This window comes from Microbacterium plantarum (genome assembly GCF_035231185.1).
Lineage (GTDB): Bacteria > Actinomycetota > Actinomycetes > Actinomycetales > Microbacteriaceae > Microbacterium > Microbacterium plantarum.
Map to the genome: position 1 here is coordinate 1,274,606 of NZ_CP141117.1, position 24,046 is coordinate 1,298,651.

General features: G+C 69.4%; 18 protein-coding genes. 9 read left to right on the forward strand and 9 right to left on the reverse strand.

Annotation, left to right across the window (positions count from 1 at the left end; translation table 11 throughout):
* The first annotated feature begins 55 nt into the window (after positions 1-55).
* The gene (locus tag VC184_RS06075; RefSeq protein ID WP_404568064.1) at positions 56-2,125 is read left to right on the forward strand and encodes a DNA gyrase/topoisomerase IV subunit B; all 2,070 of its coding nucleotides are present in this window, start codon (positions 56-58) and stop codon (positions 2,123-2,125) included.
* A 110-nt stretch (positions 2,126-2,235) separates the two neighbouring features.
* Here the strand turns inward: VC184_RS06075 and VC184_RS06080 are convergent, their stop codons facing one another.
* Positions 2,236-4,695 carry a DNA gyrase/topoisomerase IV subunit A gene (locus tag VC184_RS06080; protein WP_323987542.1) on the reverse strand — a complete coding sequence of 820 codons (2,460 nt, stop codon included), beginning with the start codon at positions 4,693-4,695 and terminating at the stop codon, positions 2,236-2,238.
* A gap of 63 nt (positions 4,696-4,758) precedes the next feature.
* Between VC184_RS06080 and VC184_RS06085 the strand changes: the two genes are divergently transcribed.
* Entirely contained in the window at positions 4,759-5,886 is a 1,128-nt protein-coding gene (locus tag VC184_RS06085) for an alkaline phosphatase family protein (RefSeq protein WP_323987543.1), read from the forward strand.
* A 4-nt stretch (positions 5,887-5,890) separates the two neighbouring features.
* Here the strand turns inward: VC184_RS06085 and sepH are convergent, their stop codons facing one another.
* Positions 5,891-6,940 (reverse strand): septation protein SepH, encoded by a 1,050-nt coding sequence (gene sepH / locus VC184_RS06090; protein ID WP_323987544.1) that lies wholly within the window; start codon positions 6,938-6,940, stop codon positions 5,891-5,893.
* A gap of 228 nt (positions 6,941-7,168) precedes the next feature.
* Between sepH and VC184_RS06095 the strand changes: the two genes are divergently transcribed.
* Complete coding sequence (locus VC184_RS06095) at positions 7,169-7,462, forward strand: DUF4193 domain-containing protein (protein WP_023951316.1); 294 nt, start codon at positions 7,169-7,171, stop codon at positions 7,460-7,462.
* Between the two features lie 63 nt (positions 7,463-7,525).
* Here the strand turns inward: VC184_RS06095 and VC184_RS06100 are convergent, their stop codons facing one another.
* Positions 7,526-7,972, reverse strand: a complete 447-nt coding sequence (locus VC184_RS06100; RefSeq protein WP_323987545.1) for a DUF3093 domain-containing protein — start codon at positions 7,970-7,972, stop codon at positions 7,526-7,528.
* A 63-nt stretch (positions 7,973-8,035) separates the two neighbouring features.
* On the opposite strand from VC184_RS06100, the gene dut reads away from it, so the two are divergent.
* The 5 genes from dut (at position 8,036) to dxs (ending at position 14,915) form a co-directional block, all read left to right on the forward strand.
* Positions 8,036-8,491: a dUTP diphosphatase gene (gene dut / locus VC184_RS06105; RefSeq protein WP_181574120.1), complete on the forward strand. Its 456-nt coding sequence runs from the start codon at positions 8,036-8,038 to the stop codon at positions 8,489-8,491.
* Complete coding sequence (locus VC184_RS06110) at positions 8,488-9,066, forward strand: DUF3710 domain-containing protein (protein WP_112614172.1); 579 nt, start codon at positions 8,488-8,490, stop codon at positions 9,064-9,066. The genes dut and VC184_RS06110 overlap by 4 nt, the downstream gene beginning before the upstream one ends.
* Positions 9,063-9,830 carry a DUF3159 domain-containing protein gene (locus VC184_RS06115; protein WP_323987546.1) on the forward strand — a complete coding sequence of 256 codons (768 nt, stop codon included), beginning with the start codon at positions 9,063-9,065 and terminating at the stop codon, positions 9,828-9,830. The genes VC184_RS06110 and VC184_RS06115 overlap by 4 nt, the downstream gene beginning before the upstream one ends.
* A gap of 133 nt (positions 9,831-9,963) precedes the next feature.
* On the forward strand, positions 9,964-12,822 hold the full coding sequence (gene acnA, locus VC184_RS06120; RefSeq protein WP_274177691.1) for an aconitate hydratase AcnA: 2,859 nt from the start codon (positions 9,964-9,966) through the stop codon (positions 12,820-12,822).
* A gap of 104 nt (positions 12,823-12,926) precedes the next feature.
* Positions 12,927-14,915: a 1-deoxy-D-xylulose-5-phosphate synthase gene (gene dxs, locus VC184_RS06125; protein ID WP_323987548.1), complete on the forward strand. Its 1,989-nt coding sequence runs from the start codon at positions 12,927-12,929 to the stop codon at positions 14,913-14,915.
* On the opposite strand, the gene VC184_RS06130 is transcribed toward dxs, so the two are convergent.
* Both VC184_RS06130 and VC184_RS06135 read right to left on the reverse strand, forming a co-directional pair.
* The gene (locus VC184_RS06130) at positions 14,897-15,499 is read right to left on the reverse strand and encodes a hypothetical protein (RefSeq protein WP_323987549.1); all 603 of its coding nucleotides are present in this window, start codon (positions 15,497-15,499) and stop codon (positions 14,897-14,899) included. The two genes, dxs and VC184_RS06130, sit on opposite strands and share 19 nt — an antisense overlap.
* A complete protein-coding gene (locus VC184_RS06135) occupies positions 15,496-16,173 on the reverse strand; it encodes a TetR/AcrR family transcriptional regulator (RefSeq protein WP_323987550.1) in 678 nt (225 codons plus the stop codon). Before VC184_RS06135 ends, VC184_RS06130 begins: the two co-directional genes overlap by 4 nt.
* 66 nt (positions 16,174-16,239) lie before the next feature.
* Here VC184_RS06135 and pepN point away from each other — a divergent pair, with 66 nt between their 5' ends.
* On the forward strand, positions 16,240-18,741 hold the full coding sequence (pepN, locus tag VC184_RS06140; protein ID WP_323987552.1) for an aminopeptidase N: 2,502 nt from the start codon (positions 16,240-16,242) through the stop codon (positions 18,739-18,741).
* A gap of 61 nt (positions 18,742-18,802) precedes the next feature.
* Here the strand turns inward: pepN and VC184_RS06145 are convergent, their stop codons facing one another.
* The 4 genes from VC184_RS06145 to VC184_RS06160 form a co-directional block, all read right to left on the reverse strand.
* Positions 18,803-20,947, reverse strand: a complete 2,145-nt coding sequence (locus VC184_RS06145) for a 3-hydroxyacyl-CoA dehydrogenase NAD-binding domain-containing protein (RefSeq protein WP_323987554.1) — start codon at positions 20,945-20,947, stop codon at positions 18,803-18,805.
* 11 nt (positions 20,948-20,958) lie between these two features.
* A complete protein-coding gene (locus tag VC184_RS06150; RefSeq protein ID WP_112614188.1) occupies positions 20,959-22,176 on the reverse strand; it encodes a thiolase family protein in 1,218 nt (405 codons plus the stop codon).
* A gap of 72 nt (positions 22,177-22,248) precedes the next feature.
* Positions 22,249-23,445 carry a ribonuclease D gene (locus VC184_RS06155; RefSeq protein ID WP_282502421.1) on the reverse strand — a complete coding sequence of 399 codons (1,197 nt, stop codon included), beginning with the start codon at positions 23,443-23,445 and terminating at the stop codon, positions 22,249-22,251.
* Positions 23,438-24,028 (reverse strand): DUF3000 domain-containing protein, encoded by a 591-nt coding sequence (locus VC184_RS06160; RefSeq protein ID WP_114587835.1) that lies wholly within the window; start codon positions 24,026-24,028, stop codon positions 23,438-23,440. Before VC184_RS06160 ends, VC184_RS06155 begins: the two co-directional genes overlap by 8 nt.
* Positions 24,029-24,046 lie beyond the last annotated feature (18 nt).

The following is a 24,046-nucleotide window of genomic DNA, read 5'->3' on the forward strand; positions in this document are numbered from 1 at the left end:
GTGACCTCGTGTGTCCTCCCCAGCGTGTCGGCGCCCGCGGATACGCTTGGAGATCGTGACTGCTGAGTATTCCGCCCACCACCTCCAGGTGCTCGAAGGGCTCGAGGCCGTCCGCAAACGCCCCGGCATGTACATCGGCTCGACCGACTCCCGCGGCCTCATGCACTGCCTCTGGGAGATCATCGACAACTCCGTCGACGAGGCCCTGGGCGGATACGGCTCGCGCATCGACATCGTGCTCCATGCCGACGGCAGCGTCGAGGTGCGTGACCGCGCCCGCGGCATCCCCGTCGACGTCGAGCCCCGCACCGGCCTGACCGGTGTCGAGGTCGTCTTCACCAAGCTGCATGCCGGCGGCAAGTTCGGTGGCGGCTCGTACGCGGCGTCGGGCGGTCTCCACGGTGTCGGCGCATCGGTCGTCAACGCCCTGTCGGAGCGCCTCGACGTCGAGGTCGACCGCGCGGGCAAGACCTACGCGATGTCGTTCCATCGCGGCGAGCCGGGGCTCTTCGCGGGCGATACGCCCGACTCGGAGTTCACCCCGTTCGAGCGCTCGTCCGAGCTGCGTGTGGTCGGCAAGGCGCCCCGGGGCACGACCGGTACCCGCATCCGCTACTGGGCCGACCGTCAGATCTTCACGAAGGATGCCGCCTTCCATCTCGAAGAGCTTGTGCAGCGGGCACGGCAGACCGCCTTCCTCGTCCCGGGCCTCGAGATCGTCATCGTCGACGAGCGCGGCGAGGAGCGGGTCGAGACGAGCTATCGCTTCGACGGCGGCATCTCCGAGTTCGCCGAGTTCCTCGCTCCCGATGCCCCCATCACCGACACCTGGCGGCTGACAGGCTCGGGAAACTTCACCGAGACCGTGCCCGTGCTCCAGGCCAACGGTGCGATGGTCCCGACCGAGGTCGAGCGATCGTGCGAGGTCGACATCGCGCTGCGGTGGGGCACGAGCTACGAGACCGTCACCCGGTCGTTCGTGAACATCATCGCGACTCCGAAGGGCGGAACCCACCAGCAGGGCTTCGAGCAGGGTCTGATGAAGATCATCCGCAGCCAGGTCGAGCAGAACGCTCGGCGCCTGAAGGTCGGCAACGACAAGCTGGAGAAGGACGACATCCTGGCCGGGCTCACCGCGGTCCTGACGGTCCGTCTGCCCGAGCCCCAGTTCGAGGGCCAGACCAAGGAGATCCTCGGAACACCGGCGGTGCGGCAGATCGTGGCATCCGTCGTCAACCGTGAACTGGGTGCGCTGTTCTCATCCACCAGACGCGACGACAAAGCGCAGACCGGGCAGCTGCTCGAGAAGGTCGTCTCCGAGATGAAGGCGCGCATCTCGGCGCGCACCCACAAGGAGACGCAGCGGCGCAAGACCGCTCTCGAGTCCTCGTCGCTGCCGGCGAAGCTCGCGGACTGCCGCAGCAACGACGTGGCCGAGTCCGAGCTGTTCATCGTCGAGGGTGACTCGGCGCTCGGCACCGCCAAGCACGCCCGCAACAGCGAGTATCAGGCGCTGCTCCCCATTCGCGGGAAGATCCTCAACGTGCAGAAGGCGTCGGTCAGCGATATGCTCTCCAATGCCGAATGCGCCGCCATCATCCAGGTGATCGGCGCGGGGTCGGGACGCTCGTTCGACCTGAGCGCGGCTCGCTACGGCAAGGTCATCCTGATGAGCGACGCCGACGTCGACGGCGCACACATCCGTACCCTGCTGCTCACGCTCTTCTTCCGGTACATGCGACCGCTCATCGAGGAGGGTCGCGTGTTCGCTGCGGTTCCGCCGCTGCACCGCGTGGTCGTCGTCAACCCGGGGTCGAAGCCGAACGAGACGATCTACACATACTCCGAGGCCGAACTCCACGGGCTGCTCACGAAGCTCCGCAAGTCCGGGCGGAAATGGCAGGAGCCCGTGCAGCGCTACAAGGGTCTCGGCGAGATGGATGCCGATCAGCTCGCGACGACCACGATGGATCGCGCCGGCCGTACGCTCCGCCGTGTCCGTGTCGAGGACGCCGATGCGGCCAACGCCGTCTTCGAGCTGCTCATGGGCAACGAGGTCGCGCCGCGCCGCGACTTCATCGTCACCTCGAGCGACCGCCTCTCGCGCGAGGCCATCGACGCCTGACCCACGCCGCGGCTGCGCGCACGAAGCTCGGAGGACGACGCGAGCCTCGGAGGGATCTCGGCTAGGGGTCCGAGGTCGACGTCATTCTCCGAGGTTCGGGGGCCGGCGGCTCAGGCGACGACGGTGCCGACCGCCCCGATCACGCCATCCAGAGGCTGGCCTGACGCGTCGCGCTTGGCTCCTGCCTCGGGCAGAGCGCGGGTCGCACCGTCAGGACCGACCGCGCGGGGGGAGTCGCCCACCCAGGCCAGGGTCAGCGTGTCTTCGCCGCGCAGGAAGCGCTGCGCACGGACGCCGCCGGTCGCGCGGCCCTTCGCCGGGAACTCGGAGAATGCCGACACCTTGCCGCTGCCGGCGTCAGCACCGGCGAGCGACTGCGTCGACCCAGCGATCGTGACGACTACGGTGTTCTCGGACGCGGTCACGGCGGTGAACGCGATGACTCGCTCGCCGTCTGCGACGCGGACGCCCGCCATGCCGCCGGCGGCTCGACCCTGCGGCCGCACCGCAGCCGCGTCGAAGCGCAGCAGCTGGGCGTCGGAGGTGACGAAGACCAGCTCGGTACCGTCGGGGGCGGGCGCGGCGCCGACGACGCGATCACCGGGCTTGAGCGAGATGATCTCGGCGTCGGGCTTCCCCGGCGCGAGCTCGGTGGCCGCGACACGCTTGACCACGCCCTGAGCCGTGCCGAGCGCGATCGGCGGTTCGCCGGTCAACGGCACGATGGCCACGACGTGCTCGTTCGGGCCGAGCCCGAGGTACTGGTCGGCCTTCGAGCCTGCCGCGAGCTGAACGCTGTTGCCGGGAACCGAGGGCAGATCGACGGGCGAGAAGCGGACGAGGCGCCCCGTGCTGGTGACGGCGCCGAGGTCGCCCCGGACCGTCGCGTCGACGGCCGATCGGATGGCGTCGTGCTTGCTCCGCCGCGCAGGCGGGACGATGCCGCTGCTGAGCAGATCTTCGCCGAGCTCTGCGCGGACCATGCGGCCGGTCGCCGACAGGAACACGCGGCAGGGCGCGTCGGCGATCTGCAGGTCGACGCCGGCCTTCTTGCCCGAGCGTGCGGTCACGGGTCCGCCGTTGAGCAGCAGCGTGCGACGCGGCGTGCCGTACGTCTCGGCGGCCGCCTCGAGCTCGCGGGCCACCTGGGCTCGGAGCAGCACGTCACTCGCGAGGAGCTCCTCGAGGTGCGCGATCTCGGCCTTCAACTGGTCGCGCTCGGTCTCCAGCTCGATGCGGGAGAACTTCGTCAGGCGGCGTAGACGTAGTTCGAGGATGTACTCGGCCTGCGGCTGCGAGAGATCGAAGACGTCGATCAGTCGCGTCCTCGCCTGCTCCCCGTCATCGGACGCGCGGATGACCTGGATGACCTCGTCGATGTCGAGGATCGCGATGAGCAGGCCCTCGACGAGGTGCAGGCGCTCCTGCTCCCTGGCCAAGCGGTACCGGCTGCGCCGTGTGACGACCTCGATGCGGTGGTCGAGGTAGACGCGCAGCAGCTCTTTGAGTCCGAGCGTCTGGGGCTGTCCCTCCACCAGCGCGACGTTGTTGATGCCGAACGAGTCCTCGAGCGGGGTCAGCCGGTAGAGCTGCTCGAGCACCGCGTTCGGGTCGAAGCCCGTCTTGATCGTGATGACGAGGCGCAACCCGTGGTTGCGGTCGGTGAAGTCCTGGACATCCGAGATACCGGTCAGCTTTTTGGCGTTGACGGCGTCCTTGATCTTCTCGATGATCCGCTCGGGGCCGACCATGTACGGCAGCTCGGTCACGACGAGACCGGTGCGTCGTGGCCCGAGCGACTCGACCGACACCTTCGCGCGGGTGCGGAAGGTGCCGCGCCCGTTGGTGTAGGCGTCCTTGATGCCGTCGAGTCCGACGATCACGCCGCCGCCGGGCAGGTCGGGGCCCGGCACGAACTCCATGAGCTCGTCGAGCGTCGCGTCGGGGTTCTCGAGCAGGTGCACGGCTGCCGCCACGACCTCGATGAGGTTGTGCGGCGCCATGTTCGTCGCCATACCGACGGCGATGCCCGTCGTTCCGTTGACGAGCAGGTTCGGGTACGCGGCGGGAAGGACAGCCGGCTGCTGGAACTGTCCGTCGTAGTTCGGGACGAAGTCGACGACGTCCTCGTCGAGGTTCTCGGTCAGGGCGAGCGCGGAGGGCGCCAGCCGGGCCTCGGTGTACCGCGCTGCCGCAGGCCCGTCGTCGAGCGAGCCGAAGTTGCCGTGTCCGTCGACCAGGGGCACGCGCAGAGCGAAGTCCTGTGCGAGACGGACGAGCGCGTCGTAGATCGCGGAGTCGCCGTGCGGGTGCAGCTTTCCCATGACTTCGCCCACGACACGGGCGCTCTTGACGTGCCCCTTGTCAGGACGGAGGCCCATGTCGGCCATCTGGAACAGGATGCGCCGCTGCACGGGCTTGAGGCCGTCACGCGCGTCGGGAAGCGCGCGGGAGTAGATGACCGAATACGCGTACTCGAGGAACGAACCCTGCATCTCCGCCGAGACGTCGACGTCCTCGATGCGCTCCGGCTGGTCGGGGACGGGTGAAGCGGTGCGGGATGCGGCCATGGAGCTGTACGGACCTCGATCGGGGATGGGAGTGCGGATGCCGGGTGTGCGAGACTGTCCGCGATGCCCTCCAGCCTACCGATCGACCCGCCCACGGCCCGGAGCCTCACCGGTGTGCTGCCGCAGCTGATCGCCTCCGTCTCGGGTCGATCCGACTGGTTCGCTCCGGCGCGATCGGCGATCGTCATCGTCGCCGACGGGCTGGGGCGCGGCAACCTCGCTCAGCGGGCCGCTTACGCCCGGTTCCTCTCCGAGCGGATGGCCAAGCGGGATGCCGCTCGCACGGTGTTCCCGGCGACGACCGCCGCCGCCCTGAGCAGCCTCTTCACCGGCGTGCTTCCGGGTGAGCACGGCATCGTCGGCTATCGCGTCCGCGTGCCGGGCACCGCATCCGCTCCCAATCAGCTGACGGGGTGGGAGCAAGACGGGCTCGATCCGCTCTCGTGGCAGCGCTCGCAGCCGGTCTTCGAGCGCGAGGTCGCCGGGGGAAGACGCTGTTTCGTCGTGAGCCGGGCGCAGTACGCCGGCACGGGGTTCACGACGGCTACGGTGCGCGGGGCCGAGTTCGTCGCGGCCTCGGGGATCGGCGAGCGTCTCGCGATGGCTGAGGCCCTCGCGGGCACTCATGACGGGTCCCTCGTCTACGTCTACATTCCCGAGCTCGACGTCATCGGGCACGCGCAGGGCTGGGAGAGCGACCGGTGGTCGGCCGAGCTGGAGTCGCTCGACGCCGAGCTGCGGCGCTGGGACCGTCAACTGGCACCCGGGATCGGCGCGGTGCTGACGGCCGACCACGGCATGATCGACGTTCCCGCGCACCGGCATGTGCTGCTCCGAGAGGGGGACCCGCTCCTCGACGAGGTCGAAGTCATCGGCGGCGAGCCGCGGATGCTGCACCTCTATGCGTCCGACGGCGCGGCCGAACGCGTCGCTTCGCGCTGGCGCGACGCGGAGTCGGATCGCTCCTGGGTCGTGACGCGCGAGGAGGCGATCGACGCCGGGCTGTTCGGACCGGTGCATCCCGAGGTCGTACCGCGGATCGGCGACGTGCTGGTCGCCGCGCGCTCAGCGGTGGCCTACTACGACGATCGTCTCGCCGACAAGAAACCGCAGCGCATGGTCGGCCAGCACGGATCTCTGACGGATCAGGAGCGGATCGTTCCGCTCGTCCGTCTCGGCGCGTTCGCCTGAGCGGTCAGGCGTCCTCGCTGCGAGCGCCGAAGACGATCTCGTCCCACGAGGGCATCGACGTGCGGCCACCGCGACGGCGAGTCTCGGGCGCGGAATCCTCGCTCGCGGGCTCGGTCTTCGGCGTCTCGGGTTCGGACGGCGCAGGCTCGGCTGGCTCGCGCTGACCGGCCTCCAGGGCATCGAAGAGGGCGACCGGAGTGCGTTCACGCGTGTCGGCACCGCGGTCCTCGCCGGGCATCGGCTCACGCTGGCCTCGGCGACGCCGGAGCGCTTCGAGCAGATCGGCGGTCTCCGACGAGGTCACGACCGGCTCGGGCGCTCGCTTGATCGCCGCGTCCTTCGCGTTCGTGCTGCGCAGCGAGTTCGACGCGACCGCGTCAGCGTCAGCGGCGGCGGCGGCGGCGGGATGCCGCGGCCCGAAGGCGCCGCTGTCGAACCGGGACTCGTCCTTGGCCTGTGGCGTGTCGAGGGCACGGAGACGGGGGATCAGACCTTCCGGCAGCGACCCCTGCCGCGACAGCTGCGTCGCATCCGAGTTCAGCGGTGCCAGCGACGAGCGCCGCGGGTCGAACGACCACCGTGCGTCGTGCTCCACCTCGCCGACCGTGAACTCGACCTTCACGATCCAGCCGTCGGGTTCGCGCCAGCTGCTCCACCGCTCGCCGGTCGCGCCTGCCTCGCTGAGCTTGGTTCGAACCGCCGTTCCGAAGGTCGGCTGCGCATCGGGCTCCAGCTCGCCTGCGATGAGGACGGGCACGGCGAGCGCTTGCCCGACGATGTGCTCGCGTTCGGCGATGATCGGGCGCTCGTAACGCGCGACGTCCTCGACCCGGACTCCGAGGAGGGTGGCGACGTCCGCGGCGCTCATCCCGGAGCGGATGTGCGATTGGATCTCGCGGGGGCTGGGGCGAGGAGCCCGCGGTTCGTCCGTCGGCCGGGCGCGGCGCAGCTGGGCGCGCAGCGTCTCGTTCACCGGCAACGCGAAGCGCTCCCCGGACTCGGTGGCGAGGACGAGGATGCCCTCCTCGGTCCCGATGACCTTGAGCTGTTCCATGCGCAGAACCCTCCCAGCGATACGTGTGCCGTCATGGTGTCACAGGCATCCGGGCACCGCGGGAATATCCGGGGCGCGCCGCCGGTTTCGGGGGGCGAACCGGTCGTGCGCATCCGTTCCCGGAAGGATCTTCCGCGACGTTTTGCGAAAATCGCGCCGGTCATGCAAACTATCGCCGCCCCACTCGGCGCGGCAACCGGCAACACCTGGAAGTAGAGGCCTTTCGACATGGCTACGGATTACGACGCACCCCGCAAGACCGAGGACGACAGCGAGTCGATCGAGGCCCTGAAGGAGCGCGTGCCCGACAAGTCGTCGGGCTCGATCGACAACGAGGACGCCGACAACCCGTCGGGCTTCGAGCTGCCCGGGGCCGACCTCTCGGACCTCGAACTCGATGTCGTCGTCCTGCCCCCGCAGGAGGATGAGTTCACGTGCATGGAGTGCTTCCTCGTGAAGCACCGCACCCAGATCGATCACGAGACCAAGGTCGGCGCCATCTGCACCGAGTGCGCGGCCTGATCGCACGACCTTCGCTGACCCTCGACGCTCCGGCGTCGGGGGTCTGTCTTTTACCGGGCGGCGTTACGCGTCGGGGCCGGCCGGGGCGGCGGTCGCGCGGGCGCTCTCGATCACCGCGGCGACGCGGGCGGGCGTCCGCGAGGAGAACACCCAGTGGGTGACCGGATCGTCGTCGTCTTCGATCGCGATCCGTACGACTCCGTCGATGCCGCCACGCAGAAGGTGCCAGGAACTCGACGACAGGCCGGGCCCGCGTGCCTGCCGCGCGGCGTCGCCGGTGAACGTCTCGATCTCGCCGAGGTAGGTGAGCTCGATGCTCGCGCGCCCGACTCGGAGCCGCTCGCCGGTGACTTCGATCACCGGTGAGAGGGCGATGAGTCCTGCCACGACGAGGGCTCCCACGGCGATGCCGGCGATGAGCCCGACCACCGAGTCGAGCGGGGCGAGCACGAGAGCGACCATCGGCCCGCAGACGGCGGCGCTCACCAGAGCCCACAGGGATGGGCTCAAGCGCTCGCGGTAGCTTGTGGCGGGCGAGGTGGCGGGGGCGGAACTGTGCATTAGCCTCGTGGGGTGACCGAATCCGTGGACGTCCCCATTATCGCCGCCGACGTTCCCGTTTACGCCCATCCCGGAGATGCCGGAGCAGATCTCGTGTCCGTCGAGCAGCTGCGTCTCGAGCCCGGGCAGCGCGCACTCGTGGGGACCGGTGTCCGAATCGCCCTGCCGGACGGCTTCGCCGCCTTCGTCGTGCCGCGCAGCGGGCTCGCGGCGAAGCACGGGATCACCGTGGTCAACTCGCCGGGAACGGTCGACGCCGGGTACCGCGGAGAGATCAAGGTCACGCTCCTGAACACCGACACCGCCGAGCCGTACGACATCGCGCCCGGCGACCGCATCGCCCAACTGATCGTCATGCCCGTCACCCGGGCCCGCTTCATCCCCGTCGACACCCTGCCCGAGAGCGTTCGCGGTGAGGGCGGTTTCGGCTCGACCGGCTATCAGCAGCAGACAGGAGTACCCGCATGAGCGACGACGCGAAGTCGGCACCCGCCGACCGGGCCACGGCAGGCCCCTTCGACGAGTCCGAGGCCAACCCGGTTCGTCCGTACATCGATCTGGGCGGCATCAAGGTGCTTCCGCGCGAGGGGCTGAACCTGCGTCTCGAGGTCGAGGAACAGACGAAGCGCATCGTCGCGGTCGGTCTCGACTACGCCGGTTCGACGCTTCAGGTCCAGCCGTTCGCAGCGCCCCGTTCGACGGGGCTCTGGGAGGAGACGCGCGAGCAGATCCGCCAGCAGGTGCGCCAGCAGGGCGGTCGCGTCGAGGAGCGCGAAGGCCCGCTCGGCCCGGAGCTGCTCGCCGAGGTCCCCGTGATGGCCGGGGCGGAGGGCAGCGGAAAGCGTCTCGCGCGTTTCGTGGGCGTCGACGGGCCGCGGTGGTTCCTCCGAGGCGTCATCGGCGGTGCGGCGACCAATGACGTCGACGCCGCTGCGCAGGTCGAGGATCTCTTCCGGTCGCTCGTGGTCGTCCGCGGCGGATCGCCGATGCCGCCGCGCGACCTCATCCCGCTCAAGATGCCGGCGACCCCCGGCTCGGCGTGAGCGCTGACGAAGGGCGCGAGGCCGCGACCGAGCGTCCCGCCGATCTGACCCCGCCCGAACCGGTGGCCTCGACCTCGGGCGTTCTCGGAGCCGCGCTCGGCGAGGCTGCGCGCAAGGCCGGTTTCGATCCCGACACCGAGGCTTCGACCGGGGGCGTCGTTTGGCGCGCGATGGGCGGTTTCCGCGGCATCGTCGAGGCCGTCCTCCCCGGCTTGGTCTTCATCGTCGTGTTCACGCTCACGACGGACCCGCAGACCCGTGAGGCGAATCTCTGGCTGTCGCTCGGGCTGTCGGTCGGTGTCGCCGCGGTGTTCACGCTGCTGCGCCTCATCCAGCGCGGCCCGGCAGGAGCCGCATTCGGAGGTCTCATCGCGACCGCTGCGGCCGCGGGGCTGGCGCTGTGGACGGGGCGGGGGCAGGACAACTTCATCCCGGGTCTGATCACCAATGCGGCTTACGGGACCGCCTTCCTGGTCTCGGCCCTCATCGGATGGTCGCTCATCGGACTCGCCGCCGGATTCCTCATGAACGAGGGCGTCGCCTGGAGGCGTGACAAGCGCAAGCGCCGCGTCTACTTCTGGCTCGCGATCGCCTGGGCGGGGCTCTTCTACCTCAGGCTCGCCGTGCAACTGCCGCTGTACTTCGCCGACGAAGTCGCCGCCCTCGGAACCCTGAAGCTCGTCATGGGCCTGCCGCTGTTCGCCCCGCTCGCGGCCGTCACCTGGCTCGCCGTGCGGGCGCTCTATAAGCGGCCCGCCGAGTGATACATTTATCTTGACGTCAAGATAAATTTCCCCCGATCCGACTAAGGGTCGCCTCACTAGATCGACCGGTGCGGCGAGGGGATGATGGGACAGTGCGCGCGAGCGCGCGGCCCGCCGATGAAGGAGAGCAGACGTGTCCACTGTTGACAGCTTCGGAGCCAAGAGCACCCTGACGGTCGGCAGCACCGACTACGAGATCTTCCGGATCGACACGGTCGAGGGTTACGACCGTCTTCCCTTCAGCCTCAAGGTGCTGCTCGAGAACCTCCTGCGCACCGAGGACGGCGCGAACGTGACGCAGGAGCAGATCCGCGCGCTGGGTTCGTGGGACGCGTCGGCAGAGCCCGACACCGAGATCCAGTTCACCCCGGCCCGCGTCGTGATGCAGGACTTCACGGGCGTGCCCTGCATCGTCGATCTCGCCACGATGCGCGAGGCGGTGACCGCGCTCGGCGGTGACCCCAACCGCATCAACCCGCTCTCGCCCGCCGAGATGGTCATCGACCACTCGGTCATCGCCGATCTCTTCGGCAGCGAGAACGCCCTCGAGCGCAACGTCGAGATCGAGTACGAGCGCAACGGCGAGCGTTACCAGTTCCTCCGTTGGGGTCAGGGCGCGTTCGACGACTTCAAGGTCGTCCCCCCGGGCACCGGCATCGTCCACCAGGTGAACATCGAGCACCTCGCGAAGGTCATCTACGACCGCAACGTCGACGGTGTGCTCCGTGCGTACCCCGACACCTGTGTCGGCACCGACTCGCACACCACGATGGTCAACGGCCTCGGTGTCCTGGGTTGGGGTGTCGGCGGCATCGAGGCCGAGGCCGCGATGCTGGGTCAGCCCGTGTCGATGCTCATCCCGCGCGTCGTGGGCTTCAAGCTCACCGGCGAGATCCCCGCGGGCGTCACCGCGACCGACGTCGTGCTGACGATCACCGACATGCTGCGCAAGCACGGCGTGGTCGGCAAGTTCGTCGAGTTCTACGGCGCCGGCGTCGGGTCCGTCCCGCTCGCGAACCGCGCCACGATCGGCAACATGAGCCCCGAGTTCGGGTCGACCGCCGCGATGTTCCCCATCGACGACGTCACGCTCGACTACCTGCGCCTGACCGGCCGCGACGAGCAGACCGTCGCCCTCGTCGAGGCGTACGCGAAGGAGCAGTCGCTCTGGCACGACCCCGCGAACGAGCCGAGCTACAGCGAGTACATGGAGCTCGACCTCTCGACGGTCGTCCCGTCGATCGCCGGCCCGAAGCGCCCGCAGGACCGCATCCTCCTGTCGGAGTCGAAGGAGCAGTTCGCGAAGGACATCCTCAACTACGCGACGGCCGCCGACGAGGCCGTCGAGGTCGAGGGCACCTTCCCGGCGTCGGACCCGGGCAACGCCCCGGGCGTCGAGCACGAGACCCACTCCGACGACACCGTCTCGCACCAGCACGACCACGCGCACGCGGGTCTGCTCTCGAGCGGCGCACGCCATGCGGCATCCAACCCGGTGAAGGTCACGCAGCCGTCGGGCGAGAGCTACATGCTCGACAACGGCGCAGTGACGCTCGCGGCCATCACGTCGTGCACCAACACGTCGAACCCGTCGGTCATGATCGCCGCAGGTCTGCTGGCCCGCAAGGCCTCGGAGCGCGGCCTCACGCGCAAGCCGTGGGTCAAGACGACGCTCGGCCCCGGCTCGAAGGTCGTCACCGACTACTACGAGAAGTCCGGCCTCGACAAGGACCTCGAGAACCTCGGCTTCTACACCGTCGGCTACGGCTGCACGATCTGCATCGGAAACTCCGGCCCGCTGATCGAAGAGGTCTCGGCCGCGATCAACGAGAACGACCTCGCGGTCACCGCGGTGCTCTCGGGCAACCGCAACTTCGAAGGCCGCATCAGCCCCGACGTCAAGATGAACTACCTGGCCTCGCCGCCGCTGGTCGTCGCGTACGCCCTGGCCGGGTCGATGAACTTCGACTTCGAGACCGATGCGCTCGGCAAGGACTCGGACGGCAACGACGTCTTCCTCAAGGACATCTGGCCCGCTCCCGATGAGGTCCAGGAGATCATCGACTCGTCGATCTCGCGTGAGCAGTTCATCAAGCAGTACGCCACCGTGTTCGACGGTGACGAGCGCTGGAAGAACCTGCCCACGCCGACCGGCCCGGTGTTCGAGTGGGACGAGGACTCGACCTACGTCCGCAAGGCGCCGTACTTCGACGGCATGCAGATGGAGCTGACCCCGGTCGCCGACATCACCGGTGCGCGCGTCATGGCGACGCTGGGCGACTCGGTCACCACCGACCACATCAGCCCGGCCGGAAACATCAAGGCCGGCACCCCGGCCGCGCAGTACCTCACCGAGCACGGCGTCGCGCAGAAGGACTTCAACTCCTACGGCTCGCGCCGTGGCAACCACGAGGTCATGATCCGCGGAACCTTCGCCAACATCCGTCTGAAGAACGAGCTCACGGCAGCGGTCAACGACGGCAAGGTCGTCGAGGGCGGCTACACGCGCGACTTCACTCAGGAGGGCGGCCCGCAGTCGTTCATCTACGACGCGAGCCAGAACTACCAGGCGCAGGGTACGCCGCTCGTCATCTTCGGCGGCAAGGAGTACGGCTCGGGCTCGTCGCGCGACTGGGCGGCGAAGGGCACCAACCTCCTCGGCGTGAAGGCCGTCATCACCGAGAGCTTCGAGCGCATCCACCGCTCGAACCTGATCGGCATGGGCGTCGTCCCGCTGCAGTTCCCCGCCGGCGAGAGCTGGAAGTCGCTGGGACTCGACGGCACCGAGATCATCTCGATCACGGGCCTCGAGCAGCTGAACGAAGGCGTCACCCCGAAGACGGTGAAGGTCGTCGCCGAGCCGAGCGAGTTCTCGCCCGAGGGCAAGCAGACGGTCGAGTTCGACGCGATCGTGCGCATCGACACCCCCGGTGAGGCCGACTACTACCGCAACGGCGGCATCCTGCAGTACGTGCTGCGCTCGCTCGTCTGAGACACGGAGCTGCAGTAGTCCACGAGAGGCCGGAGCGTCCAGCTCCGGCCTCTCGTGCATCCCGCTGATTAGACTTACCGGCACCCGATGGAAGGAGGAGCTCGATGTCGTTGCTCTCCTCGATCTCGCACCCGCGCGATCTCGACGCCCTCTCGATCGCTCAGCTCGAGACGCTCGCCGGTGAGATCCGCTCGTTCCTCGTCGAGAACGTCGCGCGCAGCGGCGGGCACCTCGGACCCAACCTCGGAGTCGTCGAGCTCACCCTCGCGATCCATCGGGTCTTCGACTCTCCGAACGACCCGGTGGTCTTCGACACCGGGCATCAGTCCTACGTGCACAAGCTGATCACGGGCCGCCAGGACTTCTCGCGGCTGCGCTCGCGGGGCGGCTTGGCTGGCTACCCGCAGCGCAGCGAGAGCGAGCACGACGTCGTCGAGTCGTCGCACGCGTCGAGCTCGCTCAGCTGGGCCGACGGCATCTCACGGGCCTTCGCCCGCACCGGTCGCACCGATCGCCATGTCGTCACCGTGGTCGGCGATGGCTCGCTGACCGGCGGGATGACGTGGGAGGCGCTCAACAACATCTCCGACGACAACGATCGCAACCTGGTCATCGTCGTCAACGACAACGGCCGTTCGTATGCGCCGACGATCGGCGGCATGGCGCGTTTCCTGAACAAGGTGCGCACCACCGAGGGCTACCGGTCGTTGCACGAAGGCTCAGCGTCGCTCTTCGGCCGCCTCGGGCCGGCGGCGCGGGCCGTCTACCGTGGACTCCGCGGTGGGACTCACGGATTCTTGTCCCGGTTCGTGAACAATGAGGCCCTGTACTCGAATCTCGATATCAAGTACCTCGGACCCGTCGACGGCCACGACCTCGAGGCCATGATCGAGACCCTGCGCCTCGCGAAGTCGTACGGTGCTCCGGTCATCGTGCACGCGATCACCGAGAAGGGCCGCGGCTACGCGCCCGCCCGACTCGACGAAGCCGACCAGTTCCATGCCGTGGGGAAGATCGACCCTGCGACGGGCCAGCCGGTCTCCTCCGGTGGCAAGACGACCTGGACCGACGTGTTCGCCGAGGAGCTCGTGTCTGCGGGGGAGCGCCGCGGCGATGTCGTCGCGATCACTGCGGCGATGCTGCGTCCGACCGGGCTGCTGCCCTTCGCGCAGCGGTTCCCCGACCGTGTCCTGGACGTCGGCATCGCGGAGCAGCACGCCGTCGCGGCATCCGCCGGCCTCGCCTTCGGCGGCTTGCATCCGGTCGTCGCGATCTACGCGACGTTCATGAACCGCGCGTTCGACCAGATGATGATGGATGTCGCGCTGCACCGTGCAGGTGTGACGTTCGTCCTCGACCGGGCCGGCGTGACCGGACCCGACGGACCCAGCCATCACGGCATCTGGGACCTCGCGATGCTCCAGCTCGTGCCCGGCGTCCGTATCGCGGCGCCGCGAGACGCTGAGCGTCTCCGCGAGGTATTCCGCGAGGCCGTCGACATCGAGGACGCGCCCACGGTCGTTCGCTATCCGAAGGGATCGGTCGGCGACGAGTTGCCCGCTGTGGAACGTCTGGACGACGGAACCGACGTGCTGGTGCGGGGCGAATCGGACGATGTCCTCATCGTCGGCATCGGCCCGATGGCGCGCCTGGGCATCGAGGTCGCCGAGCGCCTGCGAGCGCAGGGAATCGGCGCGACCGTCATCGATCCTCGCTGGGTGGTCCCGGTCGCTCGCTCGGTCGTGGACCTCGCCGCTGGACACCGGCTGGTCATCACCATCGAGGACGGGATCCGTGTCGGTGGTATCGGCACACGCATCCGCCAGGTTCTTCGCGAGGCCGGCATCGACACGGCCGTCGACGAGCTCGGACTGCCCGACGAGTTCATCGATCACGCGGAGCGCGACGAGATCCTCGACGACGCGGGGCTGACGTCCGCGAAGATCGCGCACGACGTCGTCGCGCAGGTCCTCGGTACCCGCATCCCGATCGCCCGGCCCAGCGCGGATGCCGCGACGGACTGGGCGGATGCCGCCGACGCGCCGGGCCGCGCGGGTGCGAGCGACGGCGAGCCTCAGCCTCGCGGCCGCTGACGTCGTCGCCGGTCGGGGTAGATGATGCGGTAGTTCTCGTCGAGGGCATCCTCGGTGGCGGCGTCCGGGTTCGAGGTCGGCACGACGTCGCCGAACACCTCGGCGTCGAGGCGGAGGGCTCTCCGCATGGTGATGAACCAGGCGCCTGCGAGTCCGAGGGCGCTGAGAGGCACGTTGACGAGGAAGGCGATCGATTCGATCCACCCGTCGCCCGAGTCGCCGATGAGCAAGGGAAGGGCGACGGCCGTGGTGGCGAAGCCGACCAGCGCGCCGTAGGCCGTGAAAGCGATGAGATGTGCGCCGACACGTGGCGAACGTCGCAGGAGGCGGCCGAGTGCGTATGCGCCGGGGGAGCCGATCACCACAGCGGGCACGGAGACGACCAAGATCATCACGGTGCCCACGACCAAGCTGAAGCCGCCCGTCAGCACCGCCCAGGCGACGATGAGTAGCAGCGTGGTCGCGCCCCACGCGCGGGCGATGCCCGCCAGGAACTCGGCGCGGGTGAACGCGAGGGGTTCGGCATCCGTGCGGGGCGAGTCTCGACGTGGTGCGCGCTGCTGTTGCGGGCCGGCGCCCGTCACGACCGGGCCTCGGCGATGAGGTCGAGAAGTTCCCGCACCGGCCGCCGCAGCATCGGGAGGCGCGCCAGTGGGAGCGCCATCGCGAGCAGTGCCAGGCCCTTGTCGAGCAAGCGCCGCGTCTTCGCCTGGTGATCGGACTCGTCGTAGACCCAGTACATCGCGAGCAGCAGATGCGCGAGAACGAGCGCGCCGGGCAGCGCCTCGGCGATGTCCTTCGGAAGCTTGTGGTCGGCACCGTCGACGGCGGTACGGAACAGATCCTCCACGATCGCGAGCGAGGCGTTCGACTCGGGCGACAGCGGGTTGATCGACGATCGCGGCGAGACGGCGGCCGTCAGGAACTCGGGCGCATGGCCATGCGTCGGCGTCAGTTGATCGAGGCCCGTGTGGAAGACGATCGCGAGCCTGTCCTTGAGGTCGCGCTCCGACTCGAGTCCGGGCAGGGCGGCCGCGCGGTGACCCTGCTGCACCTGCAGGTAGAACTCCTGCACGAGCTCGTTCTTCGACGCGAAGTGGTAGTTCGTCGTCCCGACCGACACGCCGGCCTCCGACGCGATGCGGCGGATGGTGGTCGCGTCGTAGCCGCGTTCGCGAAACGAACGCAGCGCCGTCTCGACGATCAGGGCACGTGTGCGGTGGCGCTTCGATCCGGTCGGATCCGGGGTGCTGAACATGTTCAGATACTAGCGTGCAGGCAACCCCGGCCACAGGCTTCCCCGCTCCCGTGGAAGCATGGAGGGATGACCGGCGACAACCTCACCCGTACCGACGCCCAGCATCGTGCAGCCGAGGTCCGGCTCCACACCATCGATGTCTCCCTCGACGTCCGTGACGCCCCGCGCGCCGAGGAGACCACGTTCAGCACCCGCGCGATCCTGTCGTTCGATGCGCGCGTCGGCGGTGAGGCCTGGGTCGACTTCCTCGGTTCGAGCGTCGATGCGGTCATCGTGAACGGCGAGAGCCGGCCCGTGGAATGGGACGGCGCGCGCATCCGCATCCGTGACCTCGCGGAGCGCAACACCGTCTCGATCGCGGCGCGCGGCGTCTACAGCCGCTCGGGGGAGGGCCTCCACCGCTTCGTCGACCCGGTCGACGGCGCCGTCTACCTGTACACGCAGTACGAGCCCGCGGACGCGCGTCGCGTCTACCCGTGTTTCGAGCAGCCGGACCTGAAGGCACGCTGGCGGATGCGGGTCGCGGCGCCGGAGGGCTGGCGGGTGCTGTCCAACGGTGCGGAGACCGACCGCCGCGACCTCGACGGCGGTACCGAGGTCACCTTCGCTGAGACCCTCCCGATCTCCAGTTACATCACCGCCGTCGCAGCAGGCCCCTACCACCGCGTCGGCGCGGTCTGGGACGGACCCGAGGGACCTGTCGACCTGGGCGTCCTGTGCCGTGCCTCGCTGGCGCCGTACCTCGACGCCGAGGAGATCATCGACATCACCCGCCGTGGGCTCGCGTACTTCGGTGAGGCGTTCGGGCTCGGCTATCCGTGGGGCAAGTACGACCAGATCTTCGTGCCCGAGTACAACCTCGGCGCGATGGAGAACCCCGGTCTCGTCACGTTCACCGAGGCGTACGTCTTCCGCGGGGCCGCGACCGCCGCGCAGCGCGAGGCCCGCGCCAACACGATCCTCCACGAGATGGCGCACATGTGGTTCGGCGACCTCGTGACCATGCGGTGGTGGGACGACCTGTGGCTCAAGGAGTCCTTCGCGGACTTCATGGGCTCGCATGCGTCTGTCGCGACCGGGCTCTATCCGGATGCCTGGGTGAGCTTCGCGAGCCGGCGGAAGGGGTGGGCCTACGAGCAGGACCAGCTTCCGACCACGCATCCGATCGTGGCCGACATTCCCGACCTGCAGGCGGCCAAGCTCAACTTCGACGGGATCACGTACGCCAAGGGAGCGTCCGTGCTCAAGCAGCTCGTCGCGTACGTGGGGGAGGAGGCGTTCTTCGCCGGCGCGCGCAAGTACTTCGCCGACAACGCCTTCGGGAACACCACGCTCGGTGATCTGCTGGACGCCTTGGAGCACACCTCCGGGCGCGACCTGCGGGCGTGGAGTCGCGCCTGGCTCGAGACCACCGGGATGTCGGATCTGTCGGTCGAGCGCGATGGATCGGACGGCGTCACGATCGTCCAGACCGATCCCCGACCCCACCGCGTGACGATCGGACGGTACGCGGCGTCGGAGGGGGCGCTCCGCCGAGAGGGCGGGGTCGAGCTCGATCTCGTCGACGCCCGGACGCCGCTGCCCGGTGATGCCGCGGGCGTGATCATCCCGAACGACGACGACCGCACCTATGCCAAGGTGCGCCTCGACGGTGACACGACGGCAGCCCTCGAGCGCTCGCTCTCGACGGTCGGCGACCCGCTCGCTCGTTCGGTGGCGTGGGCCGCGCTCTGGAACGCGGTTCGCGACGGTCGCCTCGAAGTGGCGCGCTACCTCGAGATCGTCGGAGCACACGCCGCGGCCGAGACCCACATCGGCCTCCTCACCGACGCGGTAGCGCATGCCGACTACGCGATCGCCCATTACGCCGCTCCCGCACAGCGCGAGTCGCTCGCCGCGCGCTGGCTGGAGACCGTCTGGCGGTCGTTGCACGAAGCCCGCCCCGGGACGGACGCCCAGCTTGTCTGGGCGCGCGCCCTGGGCGCTGCCGCCGCGGTGGATGCGGGGCGTGCGGCGTCGTTGCGCCAGCTGCTCGCCGGCGAAGGGCAGCTCCCCGAGGGTCTCGTGCTCGATGCGGACCTGCGATGGAGCTGGCTGTTCGCGCTCGCCTCGACGGGCCAGGCCAGCGCCGCCGAGATCGACGCCGAGCTGGTCCGCGACGATACCGCGAAGGGCAGGCGAGCCCACCGCACCGCCCGAGCGGCGCTGCCGGAGGCGCCGGTGCGCGAGGCCGCGTGGGTCGCGGCGTGGACAGACGAGACCCTGTCGAACGACGAGCTCGACGCCACGATCGCGGGTGTCCGCGCCGGAGGGCGGCGCGATCTCATCGCGGCCCTCGACGGCGACTATTTCTCGCGCATCGGCCGAGTCTGGGAGACCCGGAGCATCGAGATCGCGCGCCGCCTCGTGCGCGGTCTGTTCCCGGCGACGGATGACCTGACGGCGGCGACGACGTGGCTGGACTCGAACCCCGGGGCGCCGGCCGCGTTGCGTCGCATCGTGATCGAGCAGCGCGATGTCCGCGAGCGCGACCTGCGCGTGCAGAGCGCGCAGGGCCGACCGGCGTGACGCGACGAGGACCCCGCGGCTTCATGCCACGGGGTCCTCGTCGGCGGTGCAGCGCTGGCTGTCAGCGGTTCGCGATCCCGCGGATGGGCGGGTGGTGGAACGTGTCGCCGAACGCCCGCTCCGATGCGCCCTCCCGATCGAGGTAGGGCGAAGCACCGCCGTCGATGAACGGCCAGCCGGCGCCCAGGATGAGACACAGGTCGATGTCCTGGACCTCGGGAACGACGCCCTCGTCGAGCATGAGCTTGATCTCCTGCGCCAGGCCGTCCTGAACGCGCTGGAGGATCGTGTCGGCCGCGACCGGCGACGAACCCGTCGCCTTCTTCGCGATCTTCTCCGCGGCCTTGGTGAAGCCGGTGACCCGTCCTCCCTTGTCCTTCTCGACGACCTCGGGCAGTTCCGCGAGCTGGTGGAAGTTCTCGTTCGCATAGAAGCGGTCGGGGAACGCCGAGGTCATCGTGTCCTGCACGTGTGCGGCGACCTTCCAGCCGACGAGGTCGATGAGCTGGAAGGGCCCCATCGGCAGCCCGAGCGGCGCGAAGGCCTTCTCGACATCGGCGACCGGCGTGCCCTCGTAGACGGCACGCGCCGCCTCGCCCATGACTTTCGCCAGCAGTCGGTTCACGACGAAGCCGGGCGCGTCGGCTGTCAGGACGGCGTTCTTGCCGAGGCCCTTCGCGACGACGAACGCGGTTGACAGGGCAGCATCCGTCGTCTGCGATGTCTTCACGACCTCGATCAGCGGCATGACCGCGACGGGGTTGAAGAAGTGGAAGCCGACGAGACGCTCGGGGTGGGCGAGCTTCGCGCCGATCTCCGCCACGGACAGCGACGAGGTGTTCGTCGCGAGGATCGCGTCGTCGGCGATGATCTTCTCGATCTCGCCGAAGACCTGCTGCTTGACCCCGACCTCCTCGAACACCGCCTCGATGACGAAGTCGCAGTCGGCGTACTCGCTCTTGTCGACCGTGCCGTGCACGAGCGAGCGGAGCTTGCCCGCCGTGTCGGAATCGATGCGGCCCTTCGCCTCGAGCTTGCCGATCTCGTCGCGGATGTAGGCGAGCCCCTTGTCGACGCGCGCCTGATCGAGGTCCGTGATGAGCACGGGCACCTGGAGCTTGCGGACGAACAGCAGCGCGAACTGGCTGGCCATGAGGCCCGCGCCGATGACGCCGACCTTCGTCACCTTCTTCGCCAGCGCCTTGTCGGGAGCGCCGACCGGCCGCTTCGCGCGCTTCTGCACCAGGTCGAAGGCGTACATCGACGCGGCGAACTGGTCACCCGAGATCAGTTCGGCCAGAGCGTCGTCCTCGCGGGCGAAGCCTTCGTCGCGTGAGCCGCCGCGGGCCTTCTCAAGCAGCTCGAGGGCCAGGTAGGGGGCCTTCGGGACGGTGCCGATCTTCGACTCGAGCATGCCGCGGGCAACCTTGACGGCGATCGGCCACTTGGTCAGGCGCTCGAGCTTGCCGGGCTCGTTCTTGCGCGTGACCGAGACGGCGCCCGACAGCACGCGGTCGGCCCAGGCGAGCGAGTCCTCGAGGTAGCTCACCGCGGGGAAGATCGCGTCCATGATGCCCAGGTCGTACGCCTGCTGCGGCTTGAGCACGCGGTTCTGCTTGAGCGGATTGCTGATGACCACTTCGAGCGCGTTCTCGATCCCGATGAGGTTCGGCAGCAGGTAGGCGCCTCCCCAGCCCGGGATGAGCCCGAGGAAGACCTCGGGCAGCGCGATCGCCGCGGCGGAGGCGTCCACGGTGCGGTAGGTGCTGTTGAGCGCGATCTCGAGACCGCCGCCGAGGGCGAGGCCGTTCACGAAAGCGAAGGAGGGGACGCCGAGCTGCGACAGACGCCCGAGCACCTGGTGCCCGCGCTGCGCGACGAGCCTCGCGATTTCCTTCGAGGGCAACCGTGAGACATCGGAGAGGTCGGCGCCCGCAGCGAGGATGTACTGCTTGCCGGTGATGCCGACGGCGTCGATCTCCCCGGCCGCCGCACGGGCGGCGATCGTGTCGAGCACGCCGCCCAGCTCGGCGAGCGTCGCCGGACCGAGCGTGTTCGGCCGGGTGTGGTCTCGTCCGTTGTCGAGGGTGACGAGCGCTAGCGTGCGGCCCGAGGCGAGCCGGACATCGCGCACCAGCGAATGCGTGACGACCTCGTCACCGGTGAGGGCGTCGAGGGGGGAGAAGTCGATGTCGTCGTAGGTCATGTCGGCGCGCCTCACTTCTTCGCGGTCTTCTTCTTGCCGGTGTAGTGCGGGTTCTCCCAGATCACGGATCCGCCCTGGCCGAGGCCCACGCACATCGCGGTGAGGCCGTAGCGGACGTCGGGGCGCTCGGCGAACTGCGCGGCGAGCTGGATCATCAGACGCACACCGGATGCCGCCAGGGGGTGACCGACCGCGATCGCGCCGCCCCACGGGTTGACGCGCGGATCGTCGTCGTCGATGCCGAAGTGGTCGAGCAGCGAGAGCACCTGCACCGCGAACGCCTCGTTGAGCTCGAAGAGCCCGATGTCGTCGATCGTCAGGCCGGCCTTGGCGAGCGCCTTCTCGGTCGAGGGGATGGGGCCGATGCCCATCACCTCGGGCTGGACGCCGGCGAAGCCGAACGAGACCATCCGCATCTTCGGGGTGAGCCCGAGCTCCTTCACCGCGCGCGAGCCGGCGAGAAGGCTGATGGTCGCGCCATCGGTGAGGGGCGACGAAGTGCCCGCGGTGACGCGGCCGTGCGGCCGGAAGGGGGTCTTCAGCTGCGCGAGGCCCTCCATGGTGGTCTCGGGCCGGCGCCCCTCATCCTCGGTCGCGAGGCCCCACGCGCCGTCCGCGGACTTCACCGCGACGGGAACGAGGTCGGGCTGCAGCTTGCCGGCGTCGTACGCGGCCTGCGCCTTCTGCTGGCTGCGCATGCCGAACCGGTCGGCGCGCTCCTTCGTGAGGACCGGGAAGCGGTCGTGCAGGCGCTCGGCGGTGATGCCCATGTTCAGGGCATCTGCGCTGACGAGCTTCTCGGTGAGGAAGCGGGGATTGGGGTCGGTGTCTCCGCCGCCGAGCGGGTGGCGGCCCATGTGCTCGACGCCGCCCGCGAGGGCGAGGTCGTACATGCCGATGCCGATCGACCCGGCCATCGTGGTGACGCTGGTCATCGCGCCTGCGCACATGCGGTCGATGGCGAAGCCCGGCACGCTCTGCGGAAGGCCGGCGAGGATCGCCGCAGTGCGGCCGAGGGTCAGGCCCTGATCGCCCTGCTGCGTCGTCGCGGCGATCGCCACGTCATCGATCCGGTCGAGCGGCACATCGGGGTTGCGTTCGATCACGCCCCGGATCGCTTTGACGACGAGGTCGTCCGCTCGGGTGTTCCAGTACATGCCCTTCTCGCCGGCGCGCCCGAACGGGGTGCGCATGCCGTCGATGAAGTAGACGTCCGAGATCTCGGCCACTTTGCCTCCAGAAGATGGGATCGACTCCAGCCTAGAGAGCCGGGGAGGCCGGGAAAATCGGTTGGGTCGAACCTACGAACCGCTCGAGGAGGGCGCGGCATCCCCGTTCACGGAATCCACAAAGGCTTGCGCGATCACCTGTGCGGTCTGCTCAATCTGCCACGGACGTGCGCCGAGCTCGGCAAGTGCTGCGCCGACCGTCTCAGCGGAGATCTCGGCGGGCGGCGCCCACGCCACGCGGCGCAGGAGCTCGGGCGTGAGCAGGTTCTCCGTCGGCATCGACAGCTCCTCGGCGCGCTGCTCGACGAGTGGCTTCGCCGCCTTCAGGCGGGCGTCGGCGGGAGGGTTCCGGTCGACCCAGGCCCGCACCGGCGGCAGTCCGTCGCCGGGCAGCCGGTCCGGCGGCAACGACTGCTCGGCCCGGCCCGCCTCGAAGGCCGCCCACCAGCGGTCGAGCTGCGAGCGGCTCGCGCGGCCGGTGAAGTCCTTGACCTTCGCCAGGTCCTGCTTCGTCTTCGGGTCGGCGGCGAGCGCCGCGACGAGCGCGCGGTCGGGGACGAGCCGGCCCGGAGCGATGTCCTGCTCGCGGGCGTACTCCTCGCGCGCGGTCCACAGCGCACGAGCGACGGCGAGGGCACGCCGGCCGCGAATGGTGTGCAGGCCGCTGAGTCGGCGCCACGGATCCTCGCGGGGCGGCTTGACCGGCCGGTCGAGCACGGCTTGGAACTCCTGGGCCGCGAACTCCACCTTGCCCTGGGCCTCGAGCTCGCGGGCGAGCACGTCGCGGACGTCGATCAGGTGCTCGACGTCGAGAGCGGCGTACTCGAGCCACGATTGCGGCAGCGGGCGCGTCGACCAGTCGGCGGCCGAGTGCGCTTTCGCGAGGACGATGCCCAGCGTGTCCTCGACCACGGCGCCGAGCCCGACGCGGGCGTGGCCCAGCAGCCGTGCGGCCAGCTCGGTGTCGAAGATCGATGTCGGGTCGAGGCCGGCCTCGCGCAGCGAAGGCAGGTCTTGGCTCGCGGCATGCAGCACCCACTCGATCTCGCCGATCGCTGCCTGGAGGGGCGCGAAGGTCGAGATCGCCGGCGGGTCGAACAGGTGCACGCCCGCGCCGCGGCGGAACACCTGGATGAGATAGGCGCGTTGCGAGTATCGGAAGCCCGACGCCCGTTCGACGTCGACGGCGACGGGGCCGTCACCGGCCGCGAGCAGTTCCGCGGCGCGTTCGAGTCCGGCGTCATCGGCGATGACGGTGTATTCAGCCACGGTTCCCCCGGCGTGCTCCGAAAACGGCGACGCCCTCCGACCCCGGAGGAAGGCCGGCCAGCATGCAGGTCAGTTCCGCCCAGGCGTCGATGTGGGCGGTGATGTCTCCGACGGGGGTCCACGAGGCGCGCAGCTCGATCTGCGCACCGTCGCCCTCCTCGGCAAGGCTCCCGAAGCCGCGCGAGAGTGTCTTCGTCGCGGTCCCCGAAACCGAGTGGAACGAGGCGTCGCGGTGATCGAGAGCGTCGATCAGCCATGACCAGGCGACCTCGGCGAGAAGCGGATCGACTCCGATCTCGGGTTCGAGCGGCGCCTGAGCGAAAGCGACGATGCGCCACGGACCGCCCCAGGCGTCGGGCTCGTCGTCGTCGTGGAGGATGACGATGCGCCCGGTGCCGTAGGGGGAGTCGACGGCGTGATCCTCGGGCCGCACATCGCCCGCGAGTGCGAGGGCCTCCGGCGCGAGCCCGGTCGGTGCGGGGATCTCGCGCACCACGAGGTCGTCGCGGAACGTCATCGCCAGCACCGCATCGCGAGCGACGACGAATGCCGTCGCGTCGGCGGGAGGACGGGAATCGGCCACGTCGACAGACTAGAGTGA

What these genes read in the sequence shown, in the direction of transcription:
- VC184_RS06080 (WP_323987542.1), bottom strand. Translation starts at nt 4,695, where the DNA reads ATGGCCGCATCCCGCACCGCTTCACCCGTCCCCGACCAGCCGGAGCGC.
- VC184_RS06085 (WP_323987543.1), top strand. Translation starts at nt 4,759, where the DNA reads ATGCCCTCCAGCCTACCGATCGACCCGCCCACGGCCCGGAGCCTCACC.
- sepH (WP_323987544.1), bottom strand. Translation starts at nt 6,940, where the DNA reads ATGGAACAGCTCAAGGTCATCGGGACCGAGGAGGGCATCCTCGTCCTC.
- VC184_RS06095 (WP_023951316.1), top strand. Translation starts at nt 7,169, where the DNA reads ATGGCTACGGATTACGACGCACCCCGCAAGACCGAGGACGACAGCGAG.
- VC184_RS06110 (WP_112614172.1), top strand. Translation starts at nt 8,488, where the DNA reads ATGAGCGACGACGCGAAGTCGGCACCCGCCGACCGGGCCACGGCAGGC.
- dxs (WP_323987548.1), top strand. Translation starts at nt 12,927, where the DNA reads ATGTCGTTGCTCTCCTCGATCTCGCACCCGCGCGATCTCGACGCCCTC.
- VC184_RS06135 (WP_323987550.1), bottom strand. Translation starts at nt 16,173, where the DNA reads ATGTTCAGCACCCCGGATCCGACCGGATCGAAGCGCCACCGCACACGT.
- pepN (WP_323987552.1), top strand. Translation starts at nt 16,240, where the DNA reads ATGACCGGCGACAACCTCACCCGTACCGACGCCCAGCATCGTGCAGCC.
- VC184_RS06145 (WP_323987554.1), bottom strand. Translation starts at nt 20,947, where the DNA reads ATGACCTACGACGACATCGACTTCTCCCCCCTCGACGCCCTCACCGGT.